The sequence below is a fragment of the Streptomyces sp. NPDC088197 genome (assembly GCF_044741185.1).
GTDB lineage: Bacteria > Actinomycetota > Actinomycetes > Streptomycetales > Streptomycetaceae > Actinacidiphila.
Genome location: NZ_JBIUSD010000015.1, coordinates 104037 through 118644, shown reverse-complemented (window position 1 = coordinate 118644; position 14608 = coordinate 104037). Strand labels below are relative to the sequence as shown.

The window sequence follows — 14608 nt, the reverse complement described above, 5'->3', positions numbered from 1 at the left end:
CCCCATTCGGCGGTGCCGCGCACGCCCATTTGTGCGAGGCACCACAGGAGCGGCAGCATGGAACCTGTGAGTGTCGCGCCAGTAGAAGTCGAGCGTCCCGAAGCGAGCGAAGCGCCTTTCGAGGTTCCCGCGCCGGACGTGCCGTGGGTGACCCTCGTCCACAACGACCCCGTCAACCTCATGAGCTACGTGACGTATGTCTTCCAGACCTACTTCGGGTACTCGAAGGGCAAGGCCAAGAAGCTGATGGAAGACGTCCATTACAAGGGCCGCGCCGTGGTGTCGACCGGCACCCGCGAGGAGATGGAGCGCGACGTGCAGGCGATGCACGGATACGGCCTGTGGGCCACCTTGACGCAGGACCGCTGATGGGCCGCCGCGCCCGTGCGGGCTACTTCGAGCGGGTCCGCGGCGGCGGCGCCGCGATCGAGCTGGACACGGTGGAGATCTCCATCCTCCGCAGCCTCACGGCGCAGTTGCTCGAACTCGTCGGTCCGGGCAGCCAGCCCGCGGAGGCCGACGACGACCCGCTGGCCGCGCTCTTCGCCGACGGCCCCACCAAGCCCCCGGAGGACCCGGCGCTGGCCCGGCTCTTCCCGAGCGCGTACGAGGAGACCGCCGACGCCGCCGAATTCCGCCGCTTCACCGAGAACGACCTGCGCGCCCGCAAGCGCGAGGACGCCCTCGCCGTGCTGCGCGCGCTGGACGCGGGCGGCCCGCTGATCCGGCTCAGCGCCGACGAGGCCCGCCAGTGGCTCGGCACGCTCAACGACCTGCGGCTGTCCATCGGCGCCCGGCTGGAGGTCAGCGAGGACGAGCGCAGCGAGCTGTACCACCTGCCGGACGAGGACCCGCGCAAGCCGCTGATGCTCGCCTTCCAGTGGTTCGGCCTGCTCCAGGAGACCCTGCTCGAAGCCCTCACCTGAGCCGGGCCCGAGCCGCGCCCACCCGCCCCCGGCCCGTGTCCGCCCCTCTTCCGGCCCGCACCCGACCTGACGGACCGTCGGCCGCCGACGGGCGGCGCCGTACCGCGCGTGGTACGAATCCGGCATGACGGACGTGTCGGACGTGACGGGTGGAACGGACGGGCGGGACGGGGCGGGCAAGGCCCCGGCGGGGGACGAGGGGTACGCGCGCGGCCTCGGCAGCCGCCAGATCCAGATGATCGCCATCGGCGGCGCGATCGGCACCGGCCTGTTCCTCGGCGCGGGCCGCGCCATCCACCAGGCGGGCCCCGGCCTGGTCCTGATGTACGCCGTCGCGGGCGTCGCCATCTTCGTCATCATGCGCGCGCTCGGCGAACTCCTCACCTACCGCCCGGTGTCCGGCTCCTTCGCCGACTACGCCCGCGAATTCCTCGGCCCCTTCGCGGGCTTCGTCACCGGCTGGACGTACTGGCTGATGTGGGTGGTCACCGGCATGGCCGAGGTCACCGCCGCCGCCACCTACCTCGCGTACTGGTGGCCCTGGATTCCGCAGTGGACCGCCGCCCTCGGCTTCCTCGTCCTGCTCTTCGCGGCCAACCTGATCTCCGTGCGGCTCTTCGGCGAGGTCGAGTTCTGGCTGTCGATGGTGAAGGTCACCGCCATCGCGGGCATGATCCTCATCGGCGTCGGCGTCCTCACCCTCGGGGTGTCCGCGGCCGGTGACACCGCCTCGGTCGGCCACCTGTGGCGCGACGGCGGGGTCTTCCCCAACGGCGTCGGCTCCTCGCTGCTCACCCTCCAGATCGTCATGTTCGCCTATCTGGCCGTCGAACTCGTCGGCGTCACCGCGGGCGAGGCCGAGAACCCCCGCGAGACGCTGCCCAAGGCCATCAACACCCTTCCCTGGCGCATCGGCCTGTTCTACGTCGGCGCGCTCGCCGTCATCCTCTGCGTCGTCCCCTGGACCGAATTCCGGCCCGGCGTCAGCCCGTTCGTGGCCGCCTTCGCCCGGATCGGCATCCCCTTCGGCGCGGGCATCGTCAACTTCGTGGTGCTCACCGCCGCCCTGTCGTCCTGCAACTCCGGGATGTACTCCACCGGGCGCATGCTCCGCGACCTCGCCGTCAACGGCCAGGGCCCGCGGGTCTTCACCCGCCTCACCGCCCGCCGCACCCCGGCCACCGGCACCCTGGTCTCCGTCGCCCTGATGGGCACCGGCGTGTGGCTCAACTACGTCGACCCCGCAGGCGCGTTCACGTACATCACCGCCTTCGCGACCGTCGCCGCCGTCTGGACCTGGGGGGTGATCCTCGCCTCGCACATCCGCTACCGCGCCGCGGTCAAGGACGGGCGCGCGGCGGCGGCCTGGTTCACCGCGCCCGGCGGCGCCGTCGCCAGCTGGCTCGCGCTCGCCTTCCTCGTCCTGGTGCTGGTGCTGATCGGCGCCGACGCCGACGCCCGGATCTCGCTGTACGGCGTCCCGCTGTGGCTCGCGCTCCTGGCCGGCGGCTACGCGCTGCTCAAGCGGCGCAATCCGGCCGCCTTCGCCCGCAGGGCCCACCTGGCGCCCGCCCCCACCCCCGCCGCCGCGACCGCGACCACCGGGCCGTGAGCGCCGCGACCGCGACCACCGGGCCGTGAGCGCCGGGCCCCGACCACCGGCCCGTGACCGCGCGGCCCCTGTTATTTTTCCCGCATGCTCACCATCACCCAGGACCTGTACGACCGGATCGTCGCGCACGCCGAGGCCGACGCCCCCGACGAGGCGTGCGGGGTCGTCGCGGGCCCCGAGGACAGCGACCGCCCCGAGCGGTTCGTGCCCATGCTGAACGCGGCCCGCTCACCCACCTTCTACGAGTTCGACTCGATGGAGCAGCTCCGGCTCGACAAGGAGATGCGGCAGCGCGGCGAGGAGCAGGTGGTGATCTACCACTCGCACACCGCGACCGAGGCGTACCCCTCCCGTACCGACATCTCGCTCGCCCAGGAACCCGGCGCGCACTACGTGCTGGTCTCGCTCGCGGAGGAGTTCCAGTTCCGCTCGTTTCGCATCGTGGACGGTGTCGTCACCGAAGAACCCGTACAGGTCGTGGACTCCTACGTCTGACGGTCCGGATCGTGGGACGGCCGTCTCGGCCCACCAGGGGGAATCGATACGATGACCCCATGGTTCTCTTCGACGTGAGTGACAAGGCGCCGGGCACGCTGCTCGTGGCGCGGCTGCACGTCGACCTGTGCCGCCGCACCAGCGCGGCGTGTCAGGGCGCCTGACCACCCGCGCCCGCTTCCGCACGCACCCCGCACGACCGCTGAAGCACCGCAGCCCCGCCCCGCCCCTGTCGTCGTACGCACGCACTCACTGGAGCGCAGTCATGGCCATCGAGGTCCGCATCCCGACCATCCTCCGCACCTACACCGACGGCCAGAAGGCCGTCGAAGGCGCCGGGACCACCCTGGACGAGCTGTTCGCGGACCTCGACACCCGGCACGCGGGCCTGCGCGACCGCGTCGTGGACGGCGGCGAGCTGCGCCGCTTCGTGAACGTCTACCTCAACGACGAGGACGTCCGCTTCCTCGACGGCATCTCCACCAAGGTCGCCGACGGCGACAGCGTGACGATCCTCCCGGCAGTGGCCGGCGGCGCGCGCTGATGCGTTACGACAGTTCGCTGGCGGCGGTCGGCAACACCCCGCTGGTCCGCCTGCCGCGCCTGTCGCCGTCCGACGAGGTGAGCGTCTGGGCGAAGCTGGAGGACCGCAATCCGACCGGCTCGGTCAAGGACCGCCCGGCCCTGCACATGATCGAGCAGGCCGAGGCGGACGGCCGCCTCACGCCCGGCTGCACCATCCTGGAGCCCACCTCAGGCAACACCGGCATCTCGCTGGCCATGGCCGCCCGCCTCAAGGGCTACCGGATCGTCTGCGTCATGCCGGAGAACACCTCCTCCGAGCGGCGCGAGCTGCTGGCCATGTGGGGCGCGGAGATCATCTCCTCACCGGCCGCGGGCGGCTCCAACACCGCGGTCCGGGTCGCCAAGGAACTGGCCGCCGAGCACCCCGACTGGGTGATGCTCTACCAGTACGGCAACCCCGCCAACCCGGCCGCGCACTACGCCACCACCGGCCCGGAGATCCTCGCCGACCTCCCCACCATCACCCACTTCGTCGCCGGTCTCGGCACCACCGGCACCCTCATGGGCGTCGGCCGCTTCCTGCGCGAGAAGGTGCCGGGAGTCTCCGTCGTCGCCGCCGAGCCGCGCTACGACGACGTCGTCTACGGCCTGCGCAACCTCGACGAGGGCTTCGTGCCCGAGCTGTACGACGAGTCCGTGCTCACCACCCGCTTCTCCGTCGGCTCCGAGGACGCGGTCCGCCGCACCCGCGAACTCCTGTCGCAGGAAGGCATCTTCGCCGGGGTCTCCACCGGCGCGGCCCTGCACGCCGCCCTCGGCGTGGCCGCCAAGGCGCACCGCGCCGCCCAGCGCGCCGACATCGTCTTCATCGTCGCCGACGGCGGCTGGAAGTACCTCTCGACCGGCATCTACACCGCCGAGTCCACCGAGGCCGCCGTCGCGGCCCTGCACGGCCAGCTCTGGGCCTGACCGCTCGTCGGCCGGCCCGTCCGGCGTTCCAGGACACCCCCCGGTGCGCGGGGGCCCGCGTTGGTGTTCGGCAACCGGCCCCGCGGCCCCCCGTACTGGTGATTCCGCCCACAACGAGGTGCGGGAGAGGCGCGTGAGGACCCCCCGCGCCTTACCCTCTCAAGACATGGCGGACCGTCCCGCCAATCCCCCCACTCCAGCCGGAATGGGGTGATCTGTGGCGCGCCCACGGAGGTGTTTCCAGGAATGAAGCTCACCGTCGTCGGCTGCTCGGGGTCGTTCCCGTCCGCGGAATCGGCTTGTTCGAGCTACCTCGTCGAGGCCGACGGCTTCCGGCTGCTGATCGACATGGGCAACGGCGCCCTCGGCGAACTGCAGCGTCACTGCGGCCTGTACGACCTGGACGCCGTACTGCTCAGCCATCTGCACGCCGACCACTGCATCGACATGTGCGGCTACTTCGTGGCCCGCTACTACCGGCACGACGGCGGCCCCGCCGCCCCGATCCCGGTCTACGGCCCCGAGGGCACCGAGCGCCGTCTGAGCATCGCCTACGGCGACGTGCCGGACGAGAAGTGCATGAGCGAGGTCTTCGACTTCCGCACCCTGGAGCCCGGCGCCTTCCGCCTGGGCCCGTTCGGCATCACCACGGACCTGGTCAGCCACCCGGTCGAGGCGTACGGGTTCCGTATCGAGTACGAGGGCAGCACGCTGGCGTACTCCGGCGACACCGGCCCCTGCGCCGCCCTGGACGGGCTCGCGGACGGCGCCGACCTCTTCTTGTGCGAGGCGTCCTTCACGCACGGCAAGGAGGACATCCCCGAGCTGCACCTCAACGGCCGCGAGGCCGGGGAGGCCGCCGCGCGCGCCCGCGCCGGACGCCTGGTCCTCACCCACATCCCGCCGTGGACCAACCCCTCGGTCAACCTGCGTGACGCCAAGTCCGCCTTCGAAGGTCCGGTCGAACTCGCCGTCTCCGGCGCGGTCTACGAACTCTGACCGGAACGCGGACGGCGGGCCCGTAACCGTATCCGGTCCCGGACCCGCCGCGGGTGGCTGAACTGTCAGCGCCCGTACGTCACTTGGTGATGTCCTCGATCTCCTCCTCGGGCTCGCGGCCCGGGGTGGGGATGTTGAACTTGACGATCGCGAACCGGAAGACGAAGTAGTAGATCGCTCCGAAGACCAGGCCGATCGGGATGATCAGATACGGCTTGGTGGCGAGGTTCCAGTTCAGCGCGTAGTCGATGAAGCCCGCGGAGAAGGTGAAGCCCGCGTGCACGCCCAGCGCCCAGGTGATGGCCATCGACGCGGCGGTCAGCACGGCGTGGATCGCGTACAGCAGCGGCGCGATGAACATGAACGAGAACTCGATCGGCTCGGTGACGCCGGTCACGAACGAGGTCAGGGCGAGCGAGAGCATCATGCCCATGACGGCCTTGCGGCGCTCGGGGCGCGCGGTGTGCGCCATGGCCAGCGCGGCGGCGGGCAGGCCGAACATCATGATCGGGAAGAAGCCCGCCATGAACTGGCCCGCGGTCGGGTCGTGGGCGAAGAACCGGGTCAGGTCGCCGTGCACGATCGTGCCGGAGGCGTCCTTGAAGTCGCCGATCTGGAACCAGGCGACGGAGTTCACGAACTGGTGCATGCCGACCGGGATCAGACCGCGGTTGATCAGGCCGAACAGGCCGGCGCCGACCGCGCCGAGGCCGGTCATCCACTCGCCGAAGTTGCTGATGCCCTCGCCGATCGGCTTCCAGACCAGGCCGAAGAAGACACCCATGCCGGTGCCGACGAAGGCCATGATGATCGGGACGAGGCGGCGGCCGTTGAAGAAGCCGAGCCAGTCGACCAGCTTGGTGCGGTGGAAGCGCTGCCACAGCACGGCGGCCAGCAGACCCATCAGGATGCCGCCGAGGACACCGGGGTTGTTGTACGTGGCCGCGACGTCGACGCCCTTGTTGGCGGTGGTGTTGACGACCGCGTCGGTGACCGGGAACGCCTGGAGGACCCGGCTGTAGACCAGGAAGCCGACCAGGGCGGCCAGCGCGGTGGAGCCGTCGGACTTCTTCGCGAAGCCGATGGCGACGCCTATGCAGAACAGCAGCGGCAGGTTGTCGAAGACCGCGCCGCCGGCCTCGGCGAAGACGGTCGCGACCTTGCCCCAGCCCAGACCGTCGGCGCCGAAGACGTCGGGCTGGCCGAGCCGGAGCAGGATGCCCGCGGCCGGCAGGACGGCGATCGGGAGCTGGAGGCTCCGTCCCACCTTCTGCAGACCCTGGAACAGGCCGGAGCCCCGCTTCTTCGCGGGAGCCGCCGTGCCGGTGGCCGTACTCATCAGATTCCTCCTGGTGAGGCGGGCGCATGGAAGGGGACGGCCCGCCGCCGTGGTCTATACCACTCAGTGGTGTAGACCAGTTTTAACACGTGAGGGAGGCGTAAAGGAATCCATGATTCCGGATCGTTGCGTGTGCCGTGAGTCACACGCTGGGTGACATGACAAAAGCCCCCAAGTCCGGGGACTTGGGGGCTTTTACGACGCCGAATCGTTACTTTACGTTGCCCTGCTCCAGCTCGGCCTCGATCTCGTCCGGCTCCCGGCCCGGCGTGGCCAGGTTGAACTTCACGATCACGAAGCGGAAGAGCGCGTAGTAGACCACGGCGAAACACGCGCCGACGATCAGCAGCAGCCAGGGTTTGGTGGCCAGGTTCCAGTTCAGGCAGTAGTCGATCAGACCGGCCGAGAAGCTGAAGCCGTCCTTGGCGCCCAGCCCCCAGCAGACCGCCATCGAGACGCCGGTCAGCACCGCGTGGAAGGCGTACAGCAGCGGTGCGATGAACAGGAAGGAGTACTCGATCGGCTCGGTGATCCCGGTGACGAACGACGTCAGGCCGACCGAGAGCATCATGCCGCTGATCTCCTTGCGGCGGTGCGGCTTGGCGGTGTGCGCGATGGCCAGCGCGGCGGCGGGCAGCGCGAACATCATGATCGGGAAGAAGCCGGTCTGGAACTGCCCGGCCGTCGGGTCGCCCGCCAGGAAGCGCGGGATGTCGCCGTGCACGACCGTGCCGTCCGGCTTGGTGAAGTCGCCGAACTGGAACCACACGAAGGTGTTCAGGAACTGGTGCAGACCCACCGTGAGCAGCGCGCGGTTGGCGACACCGAAGATGCCCGAGCCGATCGCGCCGAGGTCCACCAGCCACTTGCTGAAGCTGGTCAGCGCGTCGCCGATCGGCGGCCAGACCCAGGTGCAGATCACCGCGAAGACGATCGCGACCCCGGCCATCATGATCGGCACCAGGCGACGGCCGTTGAAGAAGCCGAGCCAGTCGACGAGCTTGGTGCGGTGGAAGCGCTGCCAGAAGTACGCGGTCAGCAGCCCGAGCACGATGCCGCCGAAGACACCGGGATTCTGGTACGTGGCCGCCGCCGCCGTACCGTCCTTGGCGATGCACGCGCCCGCCGACAGTACGGTGCCGGGCCCGCAGTCCTTGGGGAACTGGTGCAGCACGCCGTTGTAGACCAGGAAACCGGCCACCGCGGCGAGCGCGGTCGAGCCGTCGGACTTCTTGGCCATGCCGATGGCCACACCCACGCAGAACAGCAGCGGCAGACCGATCGAGCCGTCCAGCAGCGCGCCGCCCGCGCCGACGAAGACCTTGGCCACCCGGTCCCAGCCGAGGCCGTCGGCGCCGAAGACGTCCGGCTGGCCCAGCCGGTTCAAGATGCCCGCGGCGGGCAGGACGGCGATCGGCAGCTGGAGGCTGCGGCCCATCTTCTGGAGCCCTTGGAACAGCACGCTCAACCAGGGTTTGCGGGGCGCCGCGGACGCGGTGGCCGAACTCATTCGGTGTCCTCCCTGACTGCTGCCTGCGGGCGTTCGCGTACAGTGGCCGTACATTGGTTTAGACCACTTGTACGCAGGCGGCGCCCGTCCGGCAGGGGGGCGCCGCTGAGCGCCATGGTGGTCCACCCGGGGGTCAACCGCCCGTGAAGTTGGGCCAACCGTGCGTTACCGTGACATATCGGACTCACGGTGGGTCAGGGAAACAGGAGACAAGAGATGGCCAGCAAGGCTGAGAAGATCGTCGCCGGTCTCGGCGGACTCGACAACATCGAAGAGGTCGAGGGCTGCATCACCCGGCTGCGCACCGAGGTACGGGACCCCTCCCTCGTCGACGAGGCCGCCCTCAAGGCCGCGGGCGCCCACGGCGTCGTCAAAATGGGCACCGCCATCCAGGTCGTCATCGGCACCGACGCGGACCCGATCGCGGCGGACATCGAAGACATGATGTGACGCGGCGCCCGCGCTGAACGTCCGAGGACCGCGTCACTCCCGTGGCGCGGTCCTCCCCGTTCCCGCCGACGGCCGCGGGCCGCGCCCCCCGACGGGCCCCGCGGTCCCGGACCCACCCGGTCTGCGCGGCGGCCTCACCCGGATAGGCTCACGCGCATGTCACGATTCGACGGCCGCACCCCTGACCAGCTCCGCCCCGTCACCATCGAGCGCGCGTGGAGCAAGCACGCCGAGGGCTCCGTCCTCGTCTCCTTCGGCGACACCCGCGTGCTCTGCACCGCCAGCGCCACCCAAGGCGTACCCCGCTGGCGCAAAGGCAGCGGCGAGGGCTGGGTCACCGCCGAATACTCCATGCTCCCGCGCGCCACCAACACCCGCGGCGACCGCGAATCCGTCCGCGGCAAGATCGGCGGCCGCACCCACGAGATCTCCCGCCTGATCGGCCGCTCGCTGCGCGCCGTCATCGACTACAAAGCCCTCGGCGAGAACACCGTCGTCCTCGACTGCGACGTCCTCCAGGCCGACGGCGGCACCCGCACCGCCGCCATCACCGGCGCCTACGTCGCCCTCGCCGACGCCGTCACCTGGATGCAGACCAACCGCCTCATCCGCGCCAAGGCCCAGCCCCTCACCGGCACGGTCGCCGCCGTCAGCGTCGGCATCGTCGACGGCGTCCCCCTCCTCGACCTCGCCTACGAAGAGGACGTCAAGGCCGAAACCGACATGAACGTCGTCTGCACCGGCGACGGCCGCTTCGTCGAGGTCCAGGGCACCGCCGAAGGCCAGCCCTTCGACCGCGCCGAACTCGACGCCCTCCTCGCCCTCGCCGTCAACGGCTGCGCCGACCTCACCGCCGCCCAGCAAGCCGCCCTGGCGGCCACCGCCTGAACCCCGCTCGACCACCCTCCCGGCGGCTGCCGCGTGTTGACAGCTCCGCGCGCCGCACCCGCCGGGAGGCGCGGCCACGGGGGAGGGGGCGCGTGAACCGTCGTCACACGACCGCCTCAACGGCCCGGCATCCGGCCGGAGATAATTCCCCCATGACCCGCCGCCTCGTACTCGCCACTCGCAACGCACACAAGGTCACCGAACTCCACGCGATCCTCGCCGACAGCGGCCTGGACGTGGACCTCGTCGGGGCCGACGCCTACCCCGAGATCCCCGACGTCAGGGAGACCGGCGTCACCTTCGCCGAGAACGCCCTGCTCAAGGCGAGGGCGCTGGCGGCCGGTACCGGGCTGCCGGCCGTCGCCGACGACTCAGGGCTCTGCGTCGACGTACTCGGCGGCGCCCCCGGCATCTTCTCCGCCCGCTGGGCGGGCAAGCACGGCGACGACGCGGCCAACCTCGACCTGCTCCTCGCCCAGCTCGGTGACATCGACACCCCCCACCGCGCCGCCCACTTCACCTGCGCCGCCGCCCTCGCCCTCCCCGACGGCACCACCCGCGTCGTCGAAGGCCGCCTCCGCGGCACCCTGCGCACCGCCCCCGCCGGCACCAACGGCTTCGGCTACGACCCCATCCTCCAGCCCGACGGCTCCACCCTCACCTGCGCCGAACTCACCCCCGCGGAGAAGAACGCCATCAGCCACCGCGGCCAAGCCTTCCGCGCCCTGACCCCCCTGGTCGCGGAGCTCCTGGCCTGACCCCGCGCATGACAATGGCCTGCGATTCGACCTTTGAATCGCAGGCCATACATGGTGCGGCCGGTGGGATTCGAACCCACACGGGATTTCTCCCACTGGGATCTAAACCCAGCTCGGCTGCCTGTTACGACACGGCCGCGTGCAACCTCACCATGATATCGACCCGGTGTGGTCTGCGGTACGTGGTCACACGCGCCCCCGCGTCCGTGGATATGTGGTCACGTCAGACGGCGAGGTCCTTGAGGAGTTTGGCGACGTGGCCGGTGGCCTTGACGTTGTAGAAGGCGTGGGCGACTTTGCCGGATTCGTCGACGACAACGGTGGAGCGGATGACGCCGGTGACGGTCTTGCCGTAGAGCTTCTTCTCGCCGAAGGCGCCGTAGGAGGTGAGCACGGCCTTGTCGGGGTCCGCCACCAGGGTGACCTTGAGGGATTCCTTCTCGCGGAATTTGGCGAGCTTTTCCGGCTTGTCGGGGGAGACGCCGATGACGTCGTACCCGGCGGAGGCGAGGACGTCGAGATTGTCGGTGAAGTCGCACGCCTGCTTGGTGCAGCCGGGGGTGAGGGCGGCCGGGTAGAAGTAGACGATGACCTTGCGGCCGCGGTGGTCGGCGAGGGAGACGGGCTTGCCGTCGGCGTCCGGAAGGGTGAAGTCGGGGGCGGTGTCGCCGGGGGCCAGGCGCTCGGACATGAGGGAAACTCCTTGGGCAATGGGGCGCATTCGGGGGTGCCGACGGGGCGCGGGCCGCGTCGTACTGACAGACTGTCCGAACGCTACCGAATCAGGCGATGGAGGAACCGCGGTGTCGGAAGGGTCGGAAGTCAGGACGGCCGCCCAGATCGAGGCGGAGATCACCCGCAGGCGGCAGGATCTGGCGTCGACGCTGGACGAGATCGCGGTACGGGTGCACCCGGTGACGATTGTCCGGGACACCAAGGCCAAGGCCGTTTCCGCGGTGGACCGCAGTGTCGGGCAGGCGTTTGTGGCGGCGAACCGCGCGGTCGGCAGGACGCGTGCGCACTTCGTCGACGAGAAGGGCGCGCCCCGCCCCGAGCGGGTCATTCCGGCGGCGGTCGCCGGGGTGGCGCTGGTCGCCGCGGTGGCCGGTCTCACGGTGTGGCGGCGCCGCCGGTAACGTCGTGGCCGTGAGTTCGAAGAGTTCGAAGAGCGAGCAGCACGACAAGCTGCCCATCCGCATGCTGCACGACCGCGTTCTGGTGCGCCAGGACAGCGGTGAGGGCGAACGCCGCAGTGGCGGCGGGATTCTGATTCCGGCGACCGCGGCCGTCGGCAAGCGCCTGGCGTGGGCCGAGGTCGTGGCCGTCGGGCAGAATGTGCGGACCGTCGAGGTCGGCGACCGGGTGCTGTACGACCCGGAGGACCGGGCCGAGGTCGAGGTGCGCGGGGTCGCGTACGTCCTGATGCGGGAGCGCGATCTGCACGCGGTCGCCGCCGAGCGGCTCCAGGGCTCGGAGGATTCCACCGGGCTGTATCTCTGAGACCGGTGGATGACGGAATCCCTGAGGCCGGTGGTTCCCCGGAGCCGGGCCGCTGAGGCCCCTGCCCGCGGCCCGGCCCCGCCCATGCCGGGCCCCCGCGCCCGGCCTCCTCACCCGCCCGGTGAACTGTTCCCGTCCGGCCCCGCCGTACCGCTCCCGTCACCGCCCCCGCCGCCACTGCTCCCGCCGCCCGGACTCGTCCCGCCCGTCACCCCGCCGATCGGGTTGAACGTGTCGGACGGGGTCGGCTCGGTGGTCGGGGGCTGCGTCGTGGGCGGTTCCGTGGTCGGCGGCTGCGTGGTGGGCGGCACGGTGGTCGTCGGGGGAGGGGTGGTCGGCGGCTCGGACGTGGGCGGCGTCGACGTCGGGGTGTCGGTCGGGCTCGCGGTGGTCGCCGGCGGCTGCGTGGGCAGGCCGCTCTGCACGTCCAGCGAGAAGTTCTGCTTGGGCACGCCCTTGAGCGCCGCCGCCGTGTAGTCGGCCCACACCGAGCCGGGCGGCCCGCCGCCGTTGATCCGCGGCAGATTCATCGCGCCGTACAGCTTCTCCTGTTTGCCGTTGTCCGGGTTCATGCCCAACACGGCGACCACGGTGGCGAGTTTGGGCGTGTAGCCGGCGAACCAGGCGGCGATGTCGTCGTCCGCCGTACCGGTCTTGGCGGCCGAGGGCCAGCCGGAGTCCTGGGCGACGGTCGCGGTCGCGCCGGGGCTGTCGACGACGCTGCGCAGGATGGACGTCGTGGTGTCGGCGGCCTGGCGGGGCACGGACTGGACGGCGTCGCGCTTGGGCAGGCTCACGTCGTTGCCGTCCTTGGTGATCTTCAGGACGAGCGAGTACGGGATCTCCTTGCCGTGGTTGGCGAGCGTGGCGTACATCTGCGCCATGTCCAGCGGGCTGGCCCCGAAGGCGCCGAGCGCCATCGCGGGTGTCTCGGGGATCTTGACGTCGTCCGGCATGCCCAGGTCGTGCGCGGTGTCGATCACCTTGCGGGTGCCGACGTCCTGCGCCATCTGCGCGAAGACGGCGTTGACGGACTTGTCCATGGCGCGGGTGACGGTGATGTCGGGGTAGGACCCCTGGTCCTCGTTCTCCGGCTTGTAGCCGGTGGGCCCGTCCGGGCCGATCACCTCGCGCTTGTTGGTGCCGTCGTAGACCGTCTTGGGAGTGATCGGCTCCTTGTCCTGCGTCGAGGACTCGTGCTGGACGGCGGAGGCGAAGATCACCGGCTTGAAGGTCGAGCCGGGCGGATACGTGGCGTTGGTGGCGCTGCTGACGTACTGCTTGGTGTAGTCGATGCCGCCGTAGAGGGCGACGACGTTGCCGGTGGCCGGGTCGATGGACGCGCCGCCCGCGCGGACGTACTTGTCGACGGTCTTGTGGCCGAGTTGGTCGTAGATGTTCCTCTGGGCGGCGGCGACGAAGGCGTCTTCCTTGGGCTTCTGGATCGTGGTGACGATGCGGTAGCCGCCCAGGCGCAGGGTGTCGGCGTCGACGATGTGGTTGTCGGAGAGATAGCGGTTGACGGCTTCGATGATGTAGCCGCGCTGTCCCGCCTTGCTGGCGACGGGCTTGGGCTTGTCGATGCCGGGGAAGACCGTCGCGTTGCGCTCGGACTGGCTGAGCCAGCCCTCCTTGACCATGCCGTCCAGTACGTAGTTCCAACGGCCTTTCGCCGCCGGGGCGTTCTCCGGGTGGGCGACCAGATCGTATTCACTGGGCGCGTTCAACAGCGTTGCCAGATAGGCGCCTTGAGCGGTCGTCAATTCGCTGGCGTTGACGCCGAAGTACGCCTGGGAGGCGGCCTGGATGCCGTACGCGTTGCGTCCGTAGTAGCTGGTGTTGAGATAGCCCTCGAGGATCTGGTCCTTGGTCTCGTTGCGGTCCAGCTTGATGGCGATGAAGAATTCCTTGACCTTGCGGACCGCGGTCTGCGACTGGTTCAGGTAGTAGTTCTTCACGTACTGCTGGGTGATGGTGGAGCCGGATTGCCTGCCCTTGCCGGTGGCGGTGTTCCAGGCGGCGCGGAGCATGGCCTTGGGGCTGACGGCGGACTCGTGGTAGAAATTCCGGTCCTCCGCGGAGAGCACGGCGTGCTGCGCGGTCTTGGCGACGCCGCTGAGGGTGACGTTCTCACGGTTGATCGCGCCGTCGCGGGCGATCTCCGTCGTGCCGTCGGCGTACACGTACACATTGCTCTGCGCGGTGGCGGCGGCGTTCGGGTCGGGGATGGAGACCAGCGCGTAGCCGAGGAAGAAGCCGCCGATGAGGACGATCAGGACGGCGAGTACGCCGCCGGTGACCATGCGCCAGGTCGGCAGCAGCCGGCGCAGGCCGGTACGGCGCGGCCGTCCCCTGCGGTCGGTGAGCGTCGGGCGCGGTCCCCAGCCCTGCCCGCCGGTCATGCCCGCTCGCCCGTCGTCGGTTTCGGCTCGTGGCTCATATCTGTTGGGACTCCTCCGCCGCTGCCGGGGTTGGTCCGCGGCGGAACATGATGGACCAATCGTTACGTACGCTTACGTAGGCCGCCGCCAAACACTGTCGCACCATTAGCCCGCCGGGGTTCAACGCCGCGCATCCGTGACAGGGCTGTGACAGGCCGGACGGCGCACGCGTGTCACCCGTTGGGGTGGGTCGCCG

General features: G+C 70.2%; 17 protein-coding genes and 1 tRNA gene. 13 read left to right on the top strand and 5 right to left on the bottom strand.

Features of this window, described 5'->3' with window-relative positions; genetic code table 11:
• Nucleotides 1-57 precede the first annotated feature (57 nt).
• From clpS to ACIOC1_RS28980, 8 genes are all read left to right on the top strand, one after another.
• Nucleotides 58-369 carry an ATP-dependent Clp protease adapter ClpS gene (clpS, locus tag ACIOC1_RS29015; RefSeq protein WP_391047118.1) on the top strand — a complete coding sequence of 104 codons (312 nt, stop codon included), beginning with the start codon at nt 58-60 and terminating at the stop codon, nt 367-369.
• On the top strand, nt 369-926 hold the full coding sequence (locus ACIOC1_RS29010) for a DUF2017 family protein (RefSeq protein WP_391047204.1): 558 nt from the start codon (nt 369-371) through the stop codon (nt 924-926). The genes clpS and ACIOC1_RS29010 overlap by 1 nt, the downstream gene beginning before the upstream one ends.
• A gap of 124 nt (nt 927-1050) precedes the next feature.
• On the top strand, nt 1051-2538 hold the full coding sequence (locus tag ACIOC1_RS29005; protein ID WP_401856881.1) for an amino acid permease: 1488 nt from the start codon (nt 1051-1053) through the stop codon (nt 2536-2538).
• Between the two features lie 84 nt (nt 2539-2622).
• The gene (locus ACIOC1_RS29000; RefSeq protein ID WP_355343087.1) at nt 2623-3033 is read left to right on the top strand and encodes a M67 family metallopeptidase; all 411 of its coding nucleotides are present in this window, start codon (nt 2623-2625) and stop codon (nt 3031-3033) included.
• A gap of 59 nt (nt 3034-3092) precedes the next feature.
• Nucleotides 3093-3197: a putative leader peptide gene (locus ACIOC1_RS28995; RefSeq protein WP_317452711.1), complete on the top strand. Its 105-nt coding sequence runs from the start codon at nt 3093-3095 to the stop codon at nt 3195-3197.
• A gap of 101 nt (nt 3198-3298) precedes the next feature.
• Complete coding sequence (locus tag ACIOC1_RS28990) at nt 3299-3577, top strand: MoaD/ThiS family protein (RefSeq protein ID WP_188282154.1); 279 nt, start codon at nt 3299-3301, stop codon at nt 3575-3577.
• Nucleotides 3577-4527 (top strand): cysteine synthase, encoded by a 951-nt coding sequence (locus tag ACIOC1_RS28985; protein WP_355343092.1) that lies wholly within the window; start codon nt 3577-3579, stop codon nt 4525-4527. Before ACIOC1_RS28990 ends, ACIOC1_RS28985 begins: the two co-directional genes overlap by 1 nt.
• Before the next feature lie 246 nt (nt 4528-4773).
• Nucleotides 4774-5526 carry an MBL fold metallo-hydrolase gene (locus tag ACIOC1_RS28980; RefSeq protein ID WP_355343095.1) on the top strand — a complete coding sequence of 251 codons (753 nt, stop codon included), beginning with the start codon at nt 4774-4776 and terminating at the stop codon, nt 5524-5526.
• A 79-nt stretch (nt 5527-5605) separates the two neighbouring features.
• Here the strand turns inward: ACIOC1_RS28980 and ACIOC1_RS28975 are convergent, their stop codons facing one another.
• Both ACIOC1_RS28975 and ACIOC1_RS28970 read right to left on the bottom strand, forming a co-directional pair.
• On the bottom strand, nt 5606-6865 hold the full coding sequence (locus ACIOC1_RS28975; RefSeq protein ID WP_355343098.1) for a PTS transporter subunit EIIC: 1260 nt from the start codon (nt 6863-6865) through the stop codon (nt 5606-5608).
• A gap of 211 nt (nt 6866-7076) precedes the next feature.
• Complete coding sequence (locus ACIOC1_RS28970; RefSeq protein ID WP_355343101.1) at nt 7077-8375, bottom strand: PTS transporter subunit EIIC; 1299 nt, start codon at nt 8373-8375, stop codon at nt 7077-7079.
• Between the two features lie 216 nt (nt 8376-8591).
• Here ACIOC1_RS28970 and ACIOC1_RS28965 point away from each other — a divergent pair, with 216 nt between their 5' ends.
• The 3 genes from ACIOC1_RS28965 to rdgB all read left to right on the top strand — a co-directional run bounded on the left by ACIOC1_RS28965 (nt 8592) and on the right by rdgB (nt 10471).
• Complete coding sequence (locus ACIOC1_RS28965; protein WP_188282159.1) at nt 8592-8825, top strand: glucose PTS transporter subunit EIIB; 234 nt, start codon at nt 8592-8594, stop codon at nt 8823-8825.
• Between the two features lie 156 nt (nt 8826-8981).
• Complete coding sequence (rph, locus tag ACIOC1_RS28960; protein ID WP_355343104.1) at nt 8982-9713, top strand: ribonuclease PH; 732 nt, start codon at nt 8982-8984, stop codon at nt 9711-9713.
• A gap of 152 nt (nt 9714-9865) precedes the next feature.
• On the top strand, nt 9866-10471 hold the full coding sequence (gene rdgB, locus ACIOC1_RS28955; protein WP_355343107.1) for an RdgB/HAM1 family non-canonical purine NTP pyrophosphatase: 606 nt from the start codon (nt 9866-9868) through the stop codon (nt 10469-10471).
• Between the two features lie 52 nt (nt 10472-10523).
• Here rdgB and ACIOC1_RS28950 read toward each other — a convergent pair.
• Both ACIOC1_RS28950 and bcp read right to left on the bottom strand, forming a co-directional pair.
• Nucleotides 10524-10610, bottom strand: a tRNA-Leu gene (locus ACIOC1_RS28950).
• Between the two features lie 84 nt (nt 10611-10694).
• Nucleotides 10695-11162, bottom strand: coding sequence for a thioredoxin-dependent thiol peroxidase (gene bcp / locus ACIOC1_RS28945; protein ID WP_355343110.1), 468 nt, complete (start codon nt 11160-11162; stop codon nt 10695-10697).
• A 112-nt stretch (nt 11163-11274) separates the two neighbouring features.
• Between bcp and ACIOC1_RS28940 the strand changes: the two genes are divergently transcribed.
• Entirely contained in the window at nt 11275-11607 is a 333-nt protein-coding gene (locus tag ACIOC1_RS28940) for a DUF3618 domain-containing protein (RefSeq protein ID WP_355343113.1), read from the top strand.
• Between the two features lie 61 nt (nt 11608-11668).
• Nucleotides 11669-11971, top strand: a complete 303-nt coding sequence (locus ACIOC1_RS28935; protein ID WP_188282170.1) for a co-chaperone GroES — start codon at nt 11669-11671, stop codon at nt 11969-11971.
• 110 nt (nt 11972-12081) lie between these two features.
• On the opposite strand, the gene ACIOC1_RS28930 is transcribed toward ACIOC1_RS28935, so the two are convergent.
• Nucleotides 12082-14373 carry a transglycosylase domain-containing protein gene (locus ACIOC1_RS28930; RefSeq protein WP_391163951.1) on the bottom strand — a complete coding sequence of 764 codons (2292 nt, stop codon included), beginning with the start codon at nt 14371-14373 and terminating at the stop codon, nt 12082-12084.
• Nucleotides 14374-14608 lie beyond the last annotated feature (235 nt).

Excerpts from the sequence above, each read along its gene's own strand:
- clpS (WP_391047118.1), top strand. The coding sequence starts at position 58 with ATGGAACCTGTGAGTGTCGCGCCAGTAGAAGTCGAGCGTCCCGAAGCG.
- ACIOC1_RS29010 (WP_391047204.1), top strand. The coding sequence starts at position 369 with ATGGGCCGCCGCGCCCGTGCGGGCTACTTCGAGCGGGTCCGCGGCGGC.
- ACIOC1_RS29005 (WP_401856881.1), top strand. The coding sequence starts at position 1,051 with ATGACGGACGTGTCGGACGTGACGGGTGGAACGGACGGGCGGGACGGG.
- ACIOC1_RS29000 (WP_355343087.1), top strand. The coding sequence starts at position 2,623 with ATGCTCACCATCACCCAGGACCTGTACGACCGGATCGTCGCGCACGCC.
- ACIOC1_RS28995 (WP_317452711.1), top strand. The coding sequence starts at position 3,093 with ATGGTTCTCTTCGACGTGAGTGACAAGGCGCCGGGCACGCTGCTCGTG.
- ACIOC1_RS28990 (WP_188282154.1), top strand. The coding sequence starts at position 3,299 with ATGGCCATCGAGGTCCGCATCCCGACCATCCTCCGCACCTACACCGAC.
- ACIOC1_RS28985 (WP_355343092.1), top strand. The coding sequence starts at position 3,577 with ATGCGTTACGACAGTTCGCTGGCGGCGGTCGGCAACACCCCGCTGGTC.
- ACIOC1_RS28980 (WP_355343095.1), top strand. The coding sequence starts at position 4,774 with ATGAAGCTCACCGTCGTCGGCTGCTCGGGGTCGTTCCCGTCCGCGGAA.
- ACIOC1_RS28975 (WP_355343098.1), bottom strand. The coding sequence starts at position 6,865 with ATGAGTACGGCCACCGGCACGGCGGCTCCCGCGAAGAAGCGGGGCTCC.
- ACIOC1_RS28970 (WP_355343101.1), bottom strand. The coding sequence starts at position 8,375 with ATGAGTTCGGCCACCGCGTCCGCGGCGCCCCGCAAACCCTGGTTGAGC.
- ACIOC1_RS28965 (WP_188282159.1), top strand. The coding sequence starts at position 8,592 with ATGGCCAGCAAGGCTGAGAAGATCGTCGCCGGTCTCGGCGGACTCGAC.
- rph (WP_355343104.1), top strand. The coding sequence starts at position 8,982 with ATGTCACGATTCGACGGCCGCACCCCTGACCAGCTCCGCCCCGTCACC.
- rdgB (WP_355343107.1), top strand. The coding sequence starts at position 9,866 with ATGACCCGCCGCCTCGTACTCGCCACTCGCAACGCACACAAGGTCACC.
- bcp (WP_355343110.1), bottom strand. The coding sequence starts at position 11,162 with ATGTCCGAGCGCCTGGCCCCCGGCGACACCGCCCCCGACTTCACCCTT.
- ACIOC1_RS28935 (WP_188282170.1), top strand. The coding sequence starts at position 11,669 with ATGCTGCACGACCGCGTTCTGGTGCGCCAGGACAGCGGTGAGGGCGAA.
- ACIOC1_RS28930 (WP_391163951.1), bottom strand. The coding sequence starts at position 14,373 with ATGACCGGCGGGCAGGGCTGGGGACCGCGCCCGACGCTCACCGACCGC.